Origin of the sequence: Bradyrhizobium sp. Mp27, from assembly GCF_029953005.1 — a bacterium.
In the GTDB taxonomy this organism is placed as follows: Bacteria; Pseudomonadota; Alphaproteobacteria; order Rhizobiales; family Xanthobacteraceae; genus Bradyrhizobium; species Bradyrhizobium barranii.
In genome coordinates this window covers 1-16,298 of the sequence record NZ_JASAUS010000110.1, presented here as the reverse complement: position 1 = coordinate 16,298, position 16,298 = coordinate 1, and the positions used below count along the sequence as shown (strand labels likewise).

General features: G+C 64.3%; 16 protein-coding genes and 1 tRNA gene. 6 read left to right on the top strand and 11 right to left on the bottom strand.

Features of this window, described 5'->3' with window-relative positions:
- Positions 1-88 precede the first annotated feature (88 nt).
- The 4 genes from QJT78_RS36635 to QJT78_RS36620 are packed head-to-tail and all read right to left on the bottom strand — an operon-like array spanning position 89 to position 4,280.
- Positions 89-883, bottom strand: a complete 795-nt coding sequence (locus QJT78_RS36635; protein ID WP_049807537.1) for an amino acid ABC transporter ATP-binding protein — start codon at positions 881-883, stop codon at positions 89-91.
- Complete coding sequence (locus QJT78_RS36630) at positions 880-2,013, bottom strand: amino acid ABC transporter permease (protein ID WP_028150037.1); 1,134 nt, start codon at positions 2,011-2,013, stop codon at positions 880-882. Before QJT78_RS36630 ends, QJT78_RS36635 begins: the two co-directional genes overlap by 4 nt.
- Positions 2,010-3,203, bottom strand: a complete 1,194-nt coding sequence (locus QJT78_RS36625) for an ABC transporter permease subunit (protein WP_028150036.1) — start codon at positions 3,201-3,203, stop codon at positions 2,010-2,012. The genes QJT78_RS36630 and QJT78_RS36625 overlap by 4 nt, the downstream gene beginning before the upstream one ends.
- A 48-nt stretch (positions 3,204-3,251) precedes the next feature.
- Positions 3,252-4,280: a transporter substrate-binding domain-containing protein gene (locus QJT78_RS36620; protein ID WP_028150035.1), complete on the bottom strand. Its 1,029-nt coding sequence runs from the start codon at positions 4,278-4,280 to the stop codon at positions 3,252-3,254.
- A gap of 184 nt (positions 4,281-4,464) precedes the next feature.
- On the opposite strand from QJT78_RS36620, the gene QJT78_RS36615 reads away from it, so the two are divergent.
- Complete coding sequence (locus QJT78_RS36615; RefSeq protein WP_028150034.1) at positions 4,465-5,373, top strand: LysR family transcriptional regulator; 909 nt, start codon at positions 4,465-4,467, stop codon at positions 5,371-5,373.
- Between the two features lie 231 nt (positions 5,374-5,604).
- Here the strand turns inward: QJT78_RS36615 and QJT78_RS36610 are convergent, their stop codons facing one another.
- Both QJT78_RS36610 and cysE read right to left on the bottom strand, forming a co-directional pair.
- Complete coding sequence (locus tag QJT78_RS36610; RefSeq protein WP_007602550.1) at positions 5,605-5,823, bottom strand: DUF3126 family protein; 219 nt, start codon at positions 5,821-5,823, stop codon at positions 5,605-5,607.
- A 124-nt stretch (positions 5,824-5,947) separates the two neighbouring features.
- Complete coding sequence (gene cysE, locus QJT78_RS36605; RefSeq protein WP_014494283.1) at positions 5,948-6,772, bottom strand: serine O-acetyltransferase; 825 nt, start codon at positions 6,770-6,772, stop codon at positions 5,948-5,950.
- A 275-nt stretch (positions 6,773-7,047) separates the two neighbouring features.
- On the opposite strand from cysE, the gene QJT78_RS36600 reads away from it, so the two are divergent.
- Complete coding sequence (locus tag QJT78_RS36600; RefSeq protein WP_028150033.1) at positions 7,048-8,424, top strand: hypothetical protein; 1,377 nt, start codon at positions 7,048-7,050, stop codon at positions 8,422-8,424.
- On the opposite strand, the gene QJT78_RS36595 is transcribed toward QJT78_RS36600, so the two are convergent.
- Complete coding sequence (locus QJT78_RS36595) at positions 8,410-9,165, bottom strand: alpha/beta hydrolase (RefSeq protein ID WP_028150032.1); 756 nt, start codon at positions 9,163-9,165, stop codon at positions 8,410-8,412. The genes QJT78_RS36600 and QJT78_RS36595 overlap by 15 nt on opposite strands.
- A gap of 37 nt (positions 9,166-9,202) precedes the next feature.
- Complete coding sequence (locus QJT78_RS36590; RefSeq protein ID WP_028150031.1) at positions 9,203-10,339, bottom strand: hypothetical protein; 1,137 nt, start codon at positions 10,337-10,339, stop codon at positions 9,203-9,205.
- A gap of 330 nt (positions 10,340-10,669) precedes the next feature.
- Here QJT78_RS36590 and QJT78_RS36585 point away from each other — a divergent pair, with 330 nt between their 5' ends.
- Positions 10,670-10,915: a zinc-finger domain-containing protein gene (locus QJT78_RS36585; RefSeq protein WP_007602543.1), complete on the top strand. Its 246-nt coding sequence runs from the start codon at positions 10,670-10,672 to the stop codon at positions 10,913-10,915.
- A gap of 19 nt (positions 10,916-10,934) precedes the next feature.
- A complete protein-coding gene (locus QJT78_RS36580) occupies positions 10,935-12,137 on the top strand; it encodes an FAD-dependent monooxygenase (protein WP_028150030.1) in 1,203 nt (400 codons plus the stop codon).
- A 21-nt stretch (positions 12,138-12,158) separates the two neighbouring features.
- Here the strand turns inward: QJT78_RS36580 and QJT78_RS36575 are convergent, their stop codons facing one another.
- Positions 12,159-12,584, bottom strand: a complete 426-nt coding sequence (locus tag QJT78_RS36575; protein WP_028150029.1) for a hypothetical protein — start codon at positions 12,582-12,584, stop codon at positions 12,159-12,161.
- A 175-nt stretch (positions 12,585-12,759) separates the two neighbouring features.
- Here QJT78_RS36575 and QJT78_RS36570 point away from each other — a divergent pair.
- Positions 12,760-12,848, top strand: a tRNA-Leu gene (locus tag QJT78_RS36570).
- Positions 12,849-12,969: 121 nt separating this feature from the next.
- Here QJT78_RS36570 and QJT78_RS36565 read toward each other — a convergent pair.
- A complete protein-coding gene (locus tag QJT78_RS36565) occupies positions 12,970-14,253 on the bottom strand; it encodes a hypothetical protein (RefSeq protein ID WP_049807559.1) in 1,284 nt (427 codons plus the stop codon).
- A gap of 251 nt (positions 14,254-14,504) precedes the next feature.
- A complete protein-coding gene (locus QJT78_RS36560; RefSeq protein WP_028150027.1) occupies positions 14,505-15,284 on the bottom strand; it encodes a crotonase/enoyl-CoA hydratase family protein in 780 nt (259 codons plus the stop codon).
- 122 nt (positions 15,285-15,406) lie between these two features.
- On the opposite strand from QJT78_RS36560, the gene QJT78_RS36555 reads away from it, so the two are divergent.
- The gene (locus tag QJT78_RS36555; RefSeq protein WP_028150026.1) at positions 15,407-15,988 is read left to right on the top strand and encodes a TetR/AcrR family transcriptional regulator; all 582 of its coding nucleotides are present in this window, start codon (positions 15,407-15,409) and stop codon (positions 15,986-15,988) included.
- The last annotated feature ends 310 nt before the right edge of the window (positions 15,989-16,298 follow it).

The following is a 16,298-nucleotide window of genomic DNA, read 5'->3' as shown; positions in this document are numbered from 1 at the left end:
ATTGTCATCGCGCTTCAGGTCTCTGTTTGAGCATGATCTTTTCGAAAAACCGCTTCGCACTTTTCCGGATCATGCTCTGGCGCCTTCGTCAGTGACGAAGCACGCGCGAGAGAAAGGTTCGGGTTCGTTCGTGCGTTGGCTGGTCGAAAATCTCCGCGGGCGTGCCTATCTCCAGGATCCGTCCGTGATCGATGTAGACGACGCGATCGGCGACCTCGCGGGCGAAACCCATCTCGTGGGTGACGATCATCATGGTCATGCCTTCGCGCGCGAGCTCGCGCATGACGTCGAGCACTTCGCCGACCATCTCGGGGTCGAGCGCCGAGGTCGGCTCATCGAACAGCATGATATGCGGCTCCATCGCCAGCGACCGGGCGATTGCGACGCGCTGTTGCTGACCGCCGGAGAGCTGGGACGGATGCTTGTGGGCGTGGTCGCGCAAGCCCACCCGCTCGAGAAGGCGCAACGCGTTCGCCCTCGCCTCATCGGGCTTGCGGCCGCGAACACGGATCGGCGCAATCGCGACGTTGTCGATCGCGCTCATATGCGGGAACAGATTGAACTGCTGGAATACCATGCCGACGCCCTTGCGGATCCTGGCCAATTCCTTCTCGCCGCCGATCGCGCGATCGGCCTCCGTCGGCATGCTGAAGCCGTCCACGGTCAGGCGCCCGCTCTGGTACATCTCCAGACCGTTGACACAGCGGATCAAGGTCGACTTCCCCGAGCCGCTGGCACCGATGACGACGACGACTTCGCCGCGCCCGACGTCGAGATCGACATCTTTCAGCACATGGAACGCACCAAAGGACTTGTTGAGACGGCCGATACTGACGATGACGTCGCGCGACGTCGTGGCCGCTGGAATCTGGATGGCGTTCATCGTGATCCCCTTGCGAGATGAGCTTCGAGGCGGCGCGAGGCGTAGGTGATCGCCCCGCCGGTGGCGAGATAGACGGCGAACAGGAAGACGTAGATCTCGTAGGTGCGGCCGCTGTTCTGTGGATCGGCGAGGATCATCTGTCCGGCGCGCAGGAAATCGGTCAGGCCGATGATGAAGACCAGTGTCGCGCCGTTGAAGATGTCGAGGATCTGTCCGACCAGTGAGGGAACGACAACCCGCAGCGCCTGCGGCAGGACGATGTCGACATTGAGCGTCCAGTTGCTCATTGCGAGCGAACGCGCCGCCTCGATCTGCCCCCTCGGGACCGCCTGAAGTCCACTGCGGACATATTCGGCGACATAGGCCGCGAAGAAGAGCGCAAAACCGGCCATGCCGCGCAGCAGGCCCGGCACCGAGGTATCCGGCGCGAGCAGCGGCACGATGATCCAGATCCAGTAGACGACGAGGATCAACGGCACCGACCGCATCGTCTCGATATAGGCGGTCGAGATCACGCGCAGGCTGGTAATGCGGCTTTGCCGGCCAAGCGCGAGCAAGATGCCGAAAGGCAGGGTCAGGATCGAGACCGCGATCGTCAGGACGACGCTGAGCAGCAGACCACCCCAGACCTCGAAGCCCGGCGGCGAGAGCACGACGAAGATCGCGACCACGCCCGCAAGGAATCCTGATAGCACGATGCGTTGGTCCACAGCCGAACGATGGGCGCCGATCCATGCAACGATGCCGAGCGCAGCGCTGGCGGCTGTGAGCATACCGGAATGCATATCGATGGCGGCTGCCATCGCCGTCGCGATCAGGATCGCAACCGATGCAACGACCGTCATCACGGCGCGCCCCGGGCGGACCGAGAGGCCGAGACCCGCACCGAACATCGCGCAGAGCGTCGCGACGGAGAACCATGCCCGCCACAACTGATCGGCGGGATAGATGCCGGTCATCAGCACCTTGAAGCTGCCGCCGACGACTTGCCAATGCGCCTGGACCAGCGCCCAGTACGCAAAGGCGTAGACTGCCCAGGCCAGCACCGGGATGACGACAAGCGAAAGCGCGACATCGAATGGCTTGGCAAAGAGATTGCGGTGGACCCACCGCAGCGCGACCGTGGTCATCGCCCCCTCCGTCCATTTATGCGCGCGTTGATGCCGTTGACGCAGGCGCTGATGATCCAGCTCAGCGCGAGGTAAGTCAGCATCACGATCACGACGCCTTCGAGGTTTCGCCCGGTCTGGTTCGAGACGGTGCCGTAGACGTTGAACAGGTCAGGAAAGCCGATTGCGATCCCGAGCGAGGTGTCCTTCGTCAGGCTGATGTATCTATTGGCGAGGGACGGCAGGACGATTCTGAAGATCTGCGGAAGGATGATGTCGCGCAGCGTGTGTGACCGCGACAATCCGAGCGAGGCAGAGGCTTCCCATTGCCCTTTCGGCAGCGCCTCGATCGCACCGCGAACGATCTCGGCGACATAGGCGGAGCTGTTGACGACGATCGCGATGAGGAGTGCCGTCATCTCAGGCGAAATGGAAGAGCCTCCGCGCGCGCCGAACCGCGTGGCGACCGGCAGGTCGAGGCCGAGGGGAAAACCGACGATGGCGGTTGCGATCAAGGCCGAGACCGCCGCTGCCAGGAGGATCAGCCGGGGCCTTAGTCCGCGCAGAAAAACGCAGGCGACGACCAGAGCGAACGCCGTGGCAAGCAATCCCCAGGAGCCAACGCTAGCGCGCTCGGAAATCGCAAGGCCGGGAAAGAACACACCCGAACGACTGCCAAGGAGGCCGCCGAACCAGTTCGAAGCGGCGTTGGCGGGCGGAAATCGGAGGACCACCGCGAAATACCAGAACACGATCTGGATCAGCAGTGGCGTGTTGCGTATGGCCTCGACCAGTCCAAAGCAGAGGTTACGCACCAGCCAGTTCGTCGAGAGCCGGCCGATTCCGACCAACGTGCCGAACATGGTGCAGAGCACGATCGCCGAGAGAGCGACCTTCAGCGAATTCCACAGGCCTGCCAGCAGCGCCTGGAGATTGCTGTGGGACGGCGAGAAGAGCTCCAGAACCGGCCAATTGCCGTCGCGTGAAATGACGAGCCCTTCGCTGAGACTGAAATTCGCGACATTACCGAGATAGCCGAACGAGAACTGAATGCCCTTGCGGGCGAGTGCCTCACGGACCGCGAGACCGAGCCAGATGACGAGGCCCGCCGCCACCATCACGATCGCGGCCTGCAACAGCCATTTGGACGCGATCAGCAGGCCGCGACGCGCCGGCGGGATGCTGTGATATTCGGCGATCTCTGTGCTCACGACGCCCTCCCGGGATCGAGGCGAGCCGATCGGCTCGCCTCATGTGGCTCAGTTCCACGGAGGCGAGTACTCGGCGCCGCCCCTGGTCCACATCGCGTTGGGCGTGCCGGCACGGTCGATGAAGTACGGTGTCTTGGGTCCGAGATTGCGGTCGTAGATCTCGCCGTAATTGCCGACGGACTTGATCATGCTGGCGACGAAATCGTCGGCGACGCCAAAATCCTTGCCGAAACCGTCCTTCACGCCGAGGAATTTCTGCACGAACGCGCTCTCGTCCTTCATCCTGTCGGCGAGATTGGCTGTGGTGATGTCCCACTCCTCCGCCTGGAATAGTGCGAACGTCGCCCAGCGCAGCAGATTGCGCCATCTGGAATCGTTGGCGATGACGAAGCCGGCGAACGGCGACTTGTTGAGAGTCTCGGGCAGGATGGTGAAATCGTCCGGCTTGGGCGAGTTGCCGCGCCAGGCCGCGAGCGCGGATTTGTCCGTTGACATCGCGTTGCAGCGATCGCTCTGGAGCGCACCAAACAGCTTCTCGAGATTCTCGAAGGTGAGAACCTTGGTGGTCTTGAAACCGCGTACGCGGACGAAGCTGGCGAGGGTTGCTTCGGTGCCGGAGCCCTGCGTCGTGCAGATCGTCGCGCCGTCCAATTCCGCGACGGATTTCACGCCGGACGACGCCTTCACCATCATGCCGGTGCCGTCGTAGAAATTGATCGGCAGGAAATCGATGCCGATCGCGGATTCGCGCACCGGCTTGACGGTCGTATGTGCAAAGACGACGTCGGCCTGTCCGGTCTGCAAGGCGTTGAAGCGGCTCTTGTCGGTGACGATGACGAAATTGACCTTGCTGGCATCGCCGAGAACGGCCGCTGCCATGGCGCGGCAGAAATCGGCATCGAGGCCTTCGATCTTGCCGGTCTTGGTATTGAGGTAGCCGAAGCCAGGGGCCGTGTTGTCGGTGCCGCAATTCAGCACGCCACGCTGCTTGACGTTGTCGAGGACGGCGGCGGATGCGCCTGACGCCCACAGCGATGCCGCGGCGAACGCAGCGACCAGAAATTTGGAACGAGCCATCCGAGAACCCCTCTGTTGTCGCATCTCAGCCCGGGCTTGGGATCTGCTCCTCTTGTGAAGGGCCCGAACTGCTCTGGAAACGAAGGCTACAGGCGCAAAACAATTCTGGTCTACTTAATTAATTTTGCGATATACATTAGAAGATATGCATGATTGCCTTCTGGGCATTTGTTGGAGCCAACGGATGGATTTCGCCCGACTCCGCACGCTTCGTGAGCTTTCGCTGCGAAAAACAATGGCAGCCGTCGCCGAAGCCTTGCTGATCTCTCCGTCAGCCGTTTCGCAGCAGATCGCGCAGCTCGAGGACGAGACCGGGGTCGAATTAGTGGAACGCAGGGGCCGCGGCGTACGGCTGACGCCGGCTGGGCAGCGACTGGTGGACCACGCCGGCCGGGTCATCGGCATCCTGGAGGAAGCGAAGACCGATCTTGCGGAGCTGAAGAAGACCGTCGCCGGCGAATTGCGCATCTCGGCATTTCCCTCGGTCGCCGCATCTCTCATTCCGCCGACGATCCGCGCGATGTCGGCTCGCTTCCCCGATCTGGCGACGATATTCGAGGAGCTGGAGCCCGACGACAGCCTGGCCGCGCTGCGCGCCTGGCAGACGGACGTCGCGATTGTCGACGACCTGACCACGTCGGCGAGCCTCTCGGAGACGCAGGTCGAGATGCTGCATCTTCTGGACGACCACCTCCACGTCATGCTGCCGCGTGACCATCCGCTAGCTGAGCGGCCTCATCTCACCTTGCCCGAGCTTGCGACGGAGCGATGGGTTCTCGACACGACGTCCGCCACCTATTCGGACGTGATCGTCGGCGCCTGCCGCAATGCCGGCTTCGATCCCATCGTCAACGCCCGCTGCCACAGTTTTGAAGTGGTCAGGGCCATGGTCGAAGCGGGCTGCTCGGTCTCGATCAATCCGGGGCTACGCGGGCGCGATCATATCGGCACGTTGCGCCTCAAGGAGATCCGGCCGATCATCACACGGCAGATATTCGTGGCGTTTCGCACCGGTGAAAGGCGCAATCCGGCGATCGCCGAATTCGTCGACGAGATTCGAGCGTTGGCGACGTCGATGATGGGTTCGAGATGATGCGTTGACGGCGCAATGGCGCGGGCCGCAGAGCTGACGCGGAGACGGTGCGCCCCCTCTCCCCGCTTGCGTGGCCGAGACGAGCTTCGCTCGCTCCGAGAGCATTGGGGTGAGTGGGAGTCTCCACAAGGACGCAAATAGTCGGACTCGCGGAGAGTCCCCCTCACCCGGATTGCATCTTCGATGCAATCCGACCTCTCCCCGCAAGCGGGGCGAGGTGAAGGGCGACACCTATTCCTGATCGACGAGATCGTCCTCGAGGATCGCCATCTGGAATTGGAACGAGCGATCATCATCCTCGTCATCGACGAAGAGCACGCCGATGAACTCCTCGCCGATATAAACCTCGGCGGAATCATCCTTCTTCGGCCGCGGCACGACGCGGATCTTGGGATTGCCGAATACGCGCTTCAGATACGCGTCGAGCTTCCTTACTTCCTTGACGTCCACGGCAAGTCTCCAATCGAAATCTGGGGTGGCGGGGTTTTAGGACGAGACGCGACGAACCGCCAGCATGAATTGCCAAAGAATTTGGGGACGAGCGGGGCCGGAGAATCCGGCCCTTTTCTCTCGCTCAAAGTCCCATCGCGTTGATCATCTGATCCATGGTGCGCGACGGTTCGGCGCAGCCGGCCTCACCAACGATCTTAGCGGGCACGCCGGCAACCGTGACGTTGTGCGGCACCGGCTTGACGACGACCGAGCCGGCGGCAATGCGCGCGCAATGACCGATCTCGATGTTGCCGAGGATCTTTGCGCCGGCGCCGATCAGGACGCCGTGACGGATCTTCGGATGGCGGTCCTCGTTCTCCTTGCCGGTGCCGCCAAGCGTGACGCCGTGCAGGATCGAGACGTCATCCTCGATCACCGCGGTCTCACCGCAGACGAAGCCGGTGGCGTGGTCGAGGAAGATGCCGCGGCCGATGCGCGCGGCGGGATTGATGTCGGTCTGGAACACCGCGGACGCGCGGCTCTGGAGATAATACGCAAAGTCCTTGCGGCCCTTCAGATAGAGCCAGTGCGCGAGGCGATGGGTCTGGATGGCGTGAAAGCCCTTGAAGTAGAGCAAGGGGTCGATGAAGCGCGACGTCGCGGGATCGCGGTCGTAGACGGCGACGAGATCGGCGCGGAAGGCGTTGCCGAGATCGGGAGCCTCGCGCAGCGCCTCGTCATAGGTCTGGCGAACGAGATCACCCGACAGCGCGGAATGATCGAGCCGGTCGGCGAGACGATGGATCACCGAATCTTCCAGGCGACTGTGATGCAGCACCGTCGAGTAGATGAAGGTCGCAAGCTCCGGCTCGCGATGGACGATGTCCTCCGCCTCGCCGCGGATCCGATCCCAGATCGGATCGAGCGTTGCGAGCTTTCCTCCCGGACTGACCTGATGCACTGCCATAGGATCTGCTCTTTCGAATTGGCTCATTTTGCTGGCTCTATACCACAGTCTAGCCGACGAAGTCCCGACGGGCTTGCCTGAGAGTGAACAGTGAGTTGCTCCGCGAAAGCACGCCAACGCCTTGAAACACAACAGCTTCTTCCGACGCCCCCAGGCGGCGAGGTCGGCTCAAAATGGTCAGGGTTTTGCCAAATTCAAGCCGGGTGGCTCAAACTATTGGTGAATTCCGCCTCGACGGCTATTGCGGGCATGGTCCGGAAGACGACGGAGCAATCTTGAGCATCACCACCGATCAATTGCGCTCGGGCGCCGCGGGCTCGCTTTGGCTGCGGCTGGCCGCGGTGGGACTGCCCCTCCTCTTGATCGCGCCGGCGTTCTGGAACGGCTATCCGCTGTTGCAATGGGATACCGGCGGCTATCTGGCGCGCTGGTACGAAGGCTATCTGGTCCCGAGCCGCTCCACCGTGTTCGGCCTCTATCTGCACTACGGCGAGAATTTCGGCTTCTGGATCAATCTCGCGGTCCAGTCGCTGGCGACGCTGTGGCTGTTGCAACTGACGCTGCGCGTGCTCGGGTTGATGCAGACATTTCGCTTCATCGCGATCAGCCTCGTCCTGATCCTGTCGACCGCGCTGCCCTGGCTCGCGAGCATGCTGCTCACGGACATCTTTGCGGGGCTCTCGATCCTGTCCCTATTCTTGCTGGTCGTCGGCGCGAGCCGGACGTCGGGCCTCGAAAAGATCTCGCTGTTCGCCTTCACCGCCTTTGCCGCCGCAACCCACAGCGCCACACTCGGCGTGCTGTTCGGTCTCTGCGCCGCCGGCTGGATGGTGCGGCCGTTCCTCGGCGCGCGCCTGCCGCTCGCCGGATTGGCGCAGGCGAGCCTCACCATCGTCGCGGGCGGTCTGATGCTGGTGTCGGCAAACCATGCGCTGTCGGGCAAATGGGGCTGGACGCCCGGCGGCTATGGCGTCGCTTTCGGACGCATGATGCAGGACGGTATCGTCGCGCGCTTCCTGAGCGATCATTGCCCGCGCGAGCACTACAGGCTCTGTCCCTATCGCGACCAATTGCCGGCGACCGCCGACGAGTTCCTGTGGGGCAAGAGCATGTTCAACACGCTCGGCCGCTTCGAAGGCATGAACGACGAGATGGGCTATATCGTCGTGCATTCGCTCGCCGACTATCCGGCGTGGCAGGCCGGCGCGGCGTTGCGGGCGATGGGCCAGCAATTGCTCCATGTGGCCACCGGCGAAGGCACCAGTGTCTGGATCGGGCACACCTACGGCATCATCGAGCGCTACATCCCGGCGCAGGTCGCGCCGATGCGCGCGGCGCGGCAACAGAATCACGGCCTCGATTTCGATCACGTCAACTGGCTGCACGTTCCCGTCGCGCTGGCCTCGATGCTGGCGCTGGTCGGGCTGCTCGCGCATGCGCTCGCAAGCCGCAGGCTCGACGATCTGACGCTGCTGGCGGCAACCGTCGCGCTGGCGCTGCTCGGCAACGCCTTCATCTGCGGCGTGATCTCGGGCCCGCACGACCGCTACGGCGCACGGATGGTGTGGGTCGCGACCTTCGTGGTCCTGATGGCGCTGGCGCGTCGTTTCGGTGACGACCAGCCTGACGACGAGACCTCAGCCGCGGCGTGACAGGAAGTCGAGCACGCCGGTCTTGTAGACCTTGTCGCCGACCGCACGCATGTGGTCGCGGTTGGGGATGTCGAGCACTTCCGATCCCGGAATGATGGCGCCGAGCGCGCTGGCGGATCCTGCGACGTCGTCGGCGCTGCCGACCGCGATCAGCACGGGCACGTCGATGCGCGCGGCCTCTTCCTTCGTCATGAGGTCGCGGGTGCCGCGCAGGCAGGCGGCGAGCGCGCGACGGTCGGAACGGGTCTGATCGGCGAAGGCGCGAAACGTGCGGCCGACCGGATCGGTGACGTCGTCGAGCGAGGGCGCCTCCAGCGCCTTCGCGACGTTCTCGCCGGGCCCGGTGCCTTCGATCAGGCCGCCGATGCCGATGCCGCCGAGGATCGCCGAGCGCAGGCGCTGCGACTCGTTGAGGGAGAGCCAGGCCGTCATCCGTCCGCCCATCGAATAGCCCATCATGTCCGCCTGCGGAATCGCAAGATGATCCATCAGCGCGAGCACGTCGCCGGCCATGGTCGGGATCGAGTACTGCGTGGGATCGTAGAGCTTTGCGCTTTCGCCATGACCGCGATTGTCGAGCGCGATGACACGGCGGCCGTTCTTGCGCAGTTCCGAGACCCAGGTCGGATAGACCCAGTTCACGTTCTTGCTCGAGGCAAAGCCGTGCACCAGGATGATCGGATCGCCCTCGCCTTCGTCGAGATAGGCAATTTCAACGGCGCCGTTGTGAAAGCTCGGCATCAGCAGTTCCACGGTCTTGAGGGGGAGAGGCTTGATCTTAGGCCGTGACGGCCGCATTCGCCAGTGCAGCTTCGGCGGCGATCTTGGCACGGCGAAGGCGCCGCGCCCGTCTGCGATCGCACCAGGCCTGGGTCAGGCGCTCCGTCACCGCCTTGATCGAGGACAGCAGGCCGAACAGCGTCAGTGCCGCGCCGAACAGCCAGAGCGCCAGATCGAACATGCCGCCGACGAGCAGCAGCGCGCCGCGGCCGAGCAGCTTCATGATCGCGCGGGTCTTGCCGCCCTGCGCTTCCGCCAGCCGGGCCGCGCGCGCGACGTCCTTCGGGCCTTCGGCGATGCGCAGCGTATCCATGGCGCCGCGCGTGCCGGTCCTTTCGGCAACGCGGGTGACGTCCTTGCCGAGCCGGACCAGCGCACCGGCCTTCTCGGCACGGAACGCGGCCTTGATCGCGCTCGCGGTCTCGCCGGGGCGGAACACCGAACCCTTGGCGAAGGCGTTCTGGAGCATCGGCGTATCGACCACCTCGCGCGCCGACCGGCCGGCCCATGCGGCCAGTCCCTCGCCGAGCCGTCCGACCTTGCGGGCATCCTTCACCAGCGTCAGTCCAGCGCGAACAGGCGCAGCACCGCCAACGGAGACATAGGTCACGGCCGTCACGGCAAGGCCCGCGGTCGCAAGCCCCAGCACCAGGCGATCGGTGTCCTCGCCCATGGCGAGGTGCTTGCCCTCGCGCACGACGTCCCTGATGTCGCCGATCACGAAGAGATCGCCTGCGACGGTTCCGGACAGGCTCGCGACATCGTCGGCGTTGCCGGTGACGAGGCCGGTGGCGAACCGTTTGGCGAAGTGCCCAGTGGAATTTTCTTCCTTGACCGCATCGCTCACGCGGTTGAGGAGGTCGTCGGGCAGCGCGATGTTGCGTTCACGCGCCAGCGCGACAAAACTGTCGGCGAGATCAACGTCGCCGGCGGCGAGCGCGGCCTCGATATTGTCCTGAACCAGGCGGTCGTTCTGCCGCAGGAGCGCATCGAGCTTGAGCTCGGAGAGCGCCGCCGGATCGTCCTGGGCGGAGAGGAGCGCGCCGGCCTCGCGGGCATGCGGCGCTACCTGCGCGAGCATGAAGCTGCATGCCGCGATACCGGTCAACGCCGTGCTGATTCGCAGCCACTTCATGCCAAGAGTCATACCAAGAGTTGTGCCAAGAGCCTGGACGATCCCGAGATCATTGCGCCTGATGGTTCCTCTTTCGTCGCAATTCCGCTTGTCCAAAGACATAGTATGCCAAAATTGCGACACAACGTCCCCGACGAAAGAAGGGCTTCTCTCAGGCCGCAAGATTGTGTCGAATTTGCATGAGCAAATGAGCATGGGGCAATTGCGAACCTTTCGGTTCCGCTGGACTAGCAATCATCTGTACCCAACAGTATGGTCCGCGGCGCCTCAAAGATGCCGCGTCAGTGTTTGATTGTGTCTGCCGCCATTGCCACTCCAGGATGAACTACGATGTCCGACCATGTCGTCCCGCACTTCCACAACGATGCCGGTGTCCCCGTCATCGAGATCGGCTCGCAAGAGTTCATGTGCGTCGGCGCCAATCCTCCGTTCGATCATCCGCACGTCTTCCTGGACCTCGGCAACGACAACGAGATCATCTGCCCCTATTGCTCGACGCTGTACCGTTTCGCCGCCGACCTGAAGGCCGGTGAAGCCCGTCCGCCGGAATGCGTGCTGAAGGACAAGGTGGCCTGACCGTTCCCATCGGTCAGGGGTGGCGCTCTCCCGAACGATTGTCATCGCCGGTGCCGGCATCGGTGGACTGACGGCCGCGCTTGCGCTCGCAGCCCGCGGCTTCCGCATCGTCGTGCTGGAAAAGGCCGAGCGGCTCGAGGAAGTCGGCGCCGGCCTGCAACTCTCCCCCAACGCCAGCCGCGTGCTGGTCGAACTCGGCCTCACCGAGCGGCTCAAGCGAAGCGCCGTCACGCCTGAGGCGCTCTGCGTCATGAGCGCGCGGGCCGGCGGCGAACTGCTGCGCATGCCGCTTGGCGAAGCCGCTTCCGCGCGGGCCGGTGCGCCCTATTGGGTGGTGCACCGCGCCGACCTGCAATCCGCGCTGGCCGATGCGGTCTCCGACCATCCCGATATCGACCTGAAGTTAGGTGCGACCTTCGAGGACGTTGCGCCCCACGCCAAGGGACTGACGGTCGTCCATCGCAGCGGCACGATACGCCGCAGCGATCTCGCCAGCGCACTGATCGGCGCCGACGGTATCTGGTCGACGGTACGCCAGCATCTGTTTCCCGAGGTGCAGCCGCGCTTCTCCGGCCTGATTGCCTGGCGCGGTACGCTCGATGCCACGCAACTGCCGAAGGATTTTACCGCGCGGCGGGTGCAGCTCTGGATGGGGCCGAATGCCCATCTCGTCGCTTATCCGATCGCCGGCGGACGCCAGATCAACGTGGTCGCGGTGCTGCCGGGGACCTGGAACAGGCCTGGCTGGAGCACGCCGGGCGACCCGTTCGAGGTGATGGACGCCTTCGCGGCACCGCGCTGGCCATCGGCGGCCAGGATGATGCTCACGGCCGTCGACAATTGGCGCAAATGGGCGCTGTTCGGCGTGCCCGACGACTGCCCCTGGAGCCAAGGACCGGTCGGCCTGCTCGGTGACGCCGTGCATGCGATGCTGCCATTCGCGGCCCAGGGCGCCGGCATGGCGATCGAGGACGCCGCCGTGCTCGCCCGGCATCTGAGCCTCGAGGCTGCCGAGAGCGCGGCCGGCATCACGGCGGCGCTGAAGCAATATGGCCGCGCGCGGCAGGCGCGGGTGCGGCGGGTACAGCGGACGGCGCGGCAGCAGGGCCGCATCTATCATCTCGGTGGGCCGCTCGCGATCGCGCGCGATGTTGCGATCCGCGCGCTCGGCCCGGAGCGCATGCTGGCGCGGCAGGACTGGATCTACGGCTGGCGCCCCTGAGGCGGGCGCAATCGTGTCAACTCAGCGAACGGCGCTACCGGATTTCGGGGCGGGCTTGATGTCCGGCCGCTGCGGAGCAGAGGCCGTCGGCGCCGCACCGGGCGGCGTTTCCCGGCACCTGTTGCGTCGCCAGGCCTCCTCGACAAGTTGCGACTGCCCGCGCACCGCGATGTAGTCGTTGCGATAGGCGAGCTCGGACACGACCGCGCCTCCCGCCCCGGTCTGCGCCTTGTCCATCAGCCTCTGCAAATCGGCGGTGCGGGTGGCGAGCGCCTTACGCTCAGCCTCGAGTTGCTTGCAGTCGTACAATTCGTACTTGCCGGGATCGGCAAAGGCCGGTGCGACCGTCTCGGTCATGCTGGCGCAACCGGGTAGCGCCGCGCCCGCCGCGAGCAGCGCCAGAAATGCGCCCGAGTCGCGCAGGCGAGAGGAAAACGAAGCAGCCATGCCGGATGAATAGTCCCCGTGGATTGAGAATGCCTAAAGCAACAACAGATGTCCGGATTGAGGCTTTGCCTTGCGCAGCCGGCTCGCTTAAGGAAGAACCGCCCATCCGGCCCGCGAAACGCGCCAATTCCAGACGGCCGGAGGTGGACTTAACTAGTTGATCTCGTTGGATCAAGCGGGCATGGCGGAATTGGTAGACGCAAGGGACTTAAAATCCCTCGGCGCGCAAGCGCTGTGCCGGTTCGACCCCGGCTGCCCGCACCATCGGAGCTGACGGGGCGAGCCTCCGCCCAAAGGCGGACGGCAGACGGATGCAGTCACGAAGCGGCTGGAGCCCGCGCGGCGGCAATGCGCCGTCCTTTTCCGGCGGACGCGGCGGCATGCGTTATGACTGCGCACCTTCCGTCTCCAGCCGCTTCGGGTCGGCACGAAAGTCGAGCAGCAGGATCCAGAAACTTGTCAGCGCGATGATGAGGAGGATGAAGCTGCCCTCGAATGCCGTCCCCAGAATCGAGATCAGTGCCGGAAAGGCGAGACCGACGGCGAGGAACGCGGCAAGGGCCAGGGCCGGAAGATCGACGACGAGGATCGCGGCATAAAGCGCGAGCTCGAAGAAGGCATACTCCTTGAGGCGCGGCGAACTGAGATAGAGCGCAAACATCGCGAACACCGTGACGCGCATGGCGACGCGGGGATGATCCATCAGCCAGCGATCCAGTCGCGTCAGAAGCGATCCGCCCTCGTGCGCCGGCCGGCTGCCGACCACGCGCAGGATGGACAAGGCGAACGGCACCAGCACGAGCGCGAGTGCCGCGAATGCATAGGTCGCGAAAACAGCCGCCTTGCTGTCACCGAGGCCGGCATGATCCATGAGGTCGCGCGCCGCCAGCAGCAGCGACGGATTGATCTCGAAGAGATCAACGAGATGCTGGTCGGGGATCTTTCCGCCCATCGCCAGCTGCCAGCTCGCGAACAGCTCGGGGTACATCAGCCGCGATATCAGGATCGGCAATACGAAGCTGAACGCCGCCACCGCGATCAGCGCGAGCTTGCGGCCGCGCGGCAGCGGCAGGAAATAGAGCGCGGCCAGCACGGGAAGGAACACCAGCTTGAACGACGTCACGACGCCGAGCAGCGCGGCACCGGCGAGCCGCAACGGAAAGCTGCGGTCCTCAGGCGTGTCGGACGCAGACGGAGAAAGCAGAAACCTCAGCGCAATCGCGGTCAGCACGCCGCTCAGGATCGCGAAGTTGCCGGACGCCTGCACCCATTCGAATCCGACGAACGCGCCGAGCGCGCAGAGCACCCTCAGCGCAACATCGCGCGCGCTCGGGCGCGTTCGGCCAAGACCGGGCAAGAGGAGCCCGCAAAGCACGGCGAGGAGAGGAAAGATGCCCTTGTAGTGATCGACCAGAAGTCCACCCGCGCACAAGGGGCGGAAGACATCCAGCGTCACCGGCAGATAGGGATAAGAGAGCTTGGTGCCCTTCAGGTTCTTGACGAAATAGGGATCGAGCCCGCTGGCATACGCATCGACCGCCGCGCAATTGACGCGGGTGTCCCAGCCATATTTCATATCGAGCACGGCGTCGTTGGCGAGATTGCCGAGCACCAGCAGTGCAGTCAGTGCGATCAGGCAGGCAAGCCAGAAGTTCCGCCGCGAAGCCATGTCGGCCGAGGGTTCCAACCATCGTGCTGCACCGGTGACGTCGGACACAATCGGATACCTTGTTTGGCCAGGTTTGTGCCGGCGCCAACGCGGCGCCGGGCCGTGCCACCATGGACAGGATGGGTTGCGGATTCATCTCCCCTGTGCGTTGCGCTCGCGCTTATGGTGAATCCCTGGTTGCCAGCGCTCCGCCTGGACGGCAGGGGAACCGGTTCCGTGTCGCCCCGACCGCCAGATCCGCCGCGTCACCCCTACCGCGACGCGCGGGCGGCAAGCCAGGCATCGAGCGCTTCGCGCGTGTCCCGGGTCGCCGCCATGCGTGCGAACTGCTCGCTCTCGATGGCGAGGCCTTCCGAGATCGAGACGTTGAGGCCCCGCGTGGCGGCGGCGATGACGCGGGCGACCGCCAGGTGCGAATGCCGCGTGATGCGGTCTGCCAGCGCGAAGGCTGCGTCCAGGAGCTGCCCGTGCGGCACGACGTGGTTGACCAAACCGATCTCATGAGCCCGCTGTGGTGAAAAGGAATCTCCTGTCAGGAGATATTCGAGCGCCCGCTTCCGGCCTGCGAGCCGTGGCAGGCGCTGCGTGCCGCCGAAGGTCGGCGTGATTCCAATCGCGATCTCGGGCTTGGCGAAGCTCGCCCGCTCGCTCGCGACGGCGAGATGCACGGCTTCCGTGATCTCGCAGCCGCCGCCGAAGGCGATGCCGTTCACGGCGGCGATGATCGGCTTCGGAAACGCCTCCATGCGCGCCGTCATCGCCTGCCCGCGCCGCACGAAGGCCTTTACCGCCGCGTCCGGCCCGCATTTCACGCTCTCCGAGAACTCGGCGATGTCGGCGCCGGCCGAGAAGGCGCGGTCGCCCGCCCCGGTCAGGATCACGGCGCGGATATCGGCATCGTCCTCGATACGATCGAGGATCGCCATCAGGCGGTCGATGAGTGCGTAGCTCAGCGCATTGAGCTTGTTCGGGCGATTGAACGTCAGCAGCGCGACAGCGCCTCGCGTTTCGGAGAGTACGAGATCGGACAAGTGCAGGCTCCTTCCAGGTCGAATTCCAAGTCGAATTCCAGGTCGAATTCCAAGTCGAACAGGCGCGGAAGTCAGCCACAGCGGTCTTGTCGTGTATACTCACTAGGCAGTATACTTTGGCGATGTCAGGCAAAGGCGACACCACACGCGAGCAGATCGTCATCGCGGCGACGCGCCTGTTCTATGGCGAAGGCATCCGGGCGGTGAGCATGGACGCGGTCGCCGAGAAGGCCGGCGTCACCAAGAAGACGCTCTATTATCACTTCACCAGCAAGGACGAGCTCGTCGCCGAGACCATCGCGGCCAGGGACCAGCCGACGCTGGAGCTCTATATGCGCTGGTTCGCCGAGACCGAGGGCACGTTGGCCGACAAGGTTCGCGGTCTATTCACGAGGCTCGGACGCTCCATGGATACGCCGCGATGGCGCGGCTGCGGATTCCTGCGCACCATCGCCGAGCTCGCAAACACGCCGGCACATCCCGCGGTCAAGGCCGGCGCGGCGCACAAGAAGCGTTTTGAAGCGTGGCTCGAAACGGAATTGCGCGAGCATGGCGTTGCCGGTGCAGCGGCGCTCGCGCGCCAGCTCGTGATCCTGCTCGACGGCGCCACGACCGTGATGCTGATCCATCGCGATCTCGACTATGTCGACACCGCGGGACGCTTGGCGCTCGGCCTGGTCGAGCAGGCCCGTAGCGCACGATGATGGACGAGGCAGCCCTTCCCGAGCCGCCGACATCACCAATTCTTGTGCACCCGCCTGTCAGCCATCCCGAAACATGGGTTGTGCGGCGCAGCATAACCGATAGAAAAGCCTCTGATTTTCAGAGGTGAGCTTTGTCCGACGTCAATGCCGACGATTGGGTGTCCTCAGGACACCGGCCCATGGGTTTTCCAGAATTCGTCACCCCGCGGGTCACTTCAAATTCCTCCGGGTGTGGTCAGTCAAATTCCTCCACCCGCGAGGCAGGACAAGGGACTGTTAGTTTGAGTTTGTTTCCCGGGCAAGAGCTTCA

Coding starts and splice junctions, on each gene's coding strand:
- cysE (WP_014494283.1), bottom strand. CDS start 6,772: ATGGCAGTGCATCAGGTCAGTCCGGGAGGAAAGCTCGCAACGCTCGAT.
- QJT78_RS36630 (WP_028150037.1), bottom strand. CDS start 2,013: ATGACCACGGTCGCGCTGCGGTGGGTCCACCGCAATCTCTTTGCCAAG.
- QJT78_RS36555 (WP_028150026.1), top strand. CDS start 15,407: ATGTCAGGCAAAGGCGACACCACACGCGAGCAGATCGTCATCGCGGCG.
- QJT78_RS36595 (WP_028150032.1), bottom strand. CDS start 9,165: ATGCCGAGCTTTCACAACGGCGCCGTTGAAATTGCCTATCTCGACGAA.
- QJT78_RS36620 (WP_028150035.1), bottom strand. CDS start 4,280: ATGGCTCGTTCCAAATTTCTGGTCGCTGCGTTCGCCGCGGCATCGCTG.
- QJT78_RS36615 (WP_028150034.1), top strand. CDS start 4,465: ATGGATTTCGCCCGACTCCGCACGCTTCGTGAGCTTTCGCTGCGAAAA.
- QJT78_RS36565 (WP_049807559.1), bottom strand. CDS start 14,253: ATGGCTTCGCGGCGGAACTTCTGGCTTGCCTGCCTGATCGCACTGACT.
- QJT78_RS36635 (WP_049807537.1), bottom strand. CDS start 883: ATGAACGCCATCCAGATTCCAGCGGCCACGACGTCGCGCGACGTCATC.
- QJT78_RS36585 (WP_007602543.1), top strand. CDS start 10,670: ATGTCCGACCATGTCGTCCCGCACTTCCACAACGATGCCGGTGTCCCC.
- QJT78_RS36590 (WP_028150031.1), bottom strand. CDS start 10,339: ATGAAGTGGCTGCGAATCAGCACGGCGTTGACCGGTATCGCGGCATGC.
- QJT78_RS36575 (WP_028150029.1), bottom strand. CDS start 12,584: ATGGCTGCTTCGTTTTCCTCTCGCCTGCGCGACTCGGGCGCATTTCTG.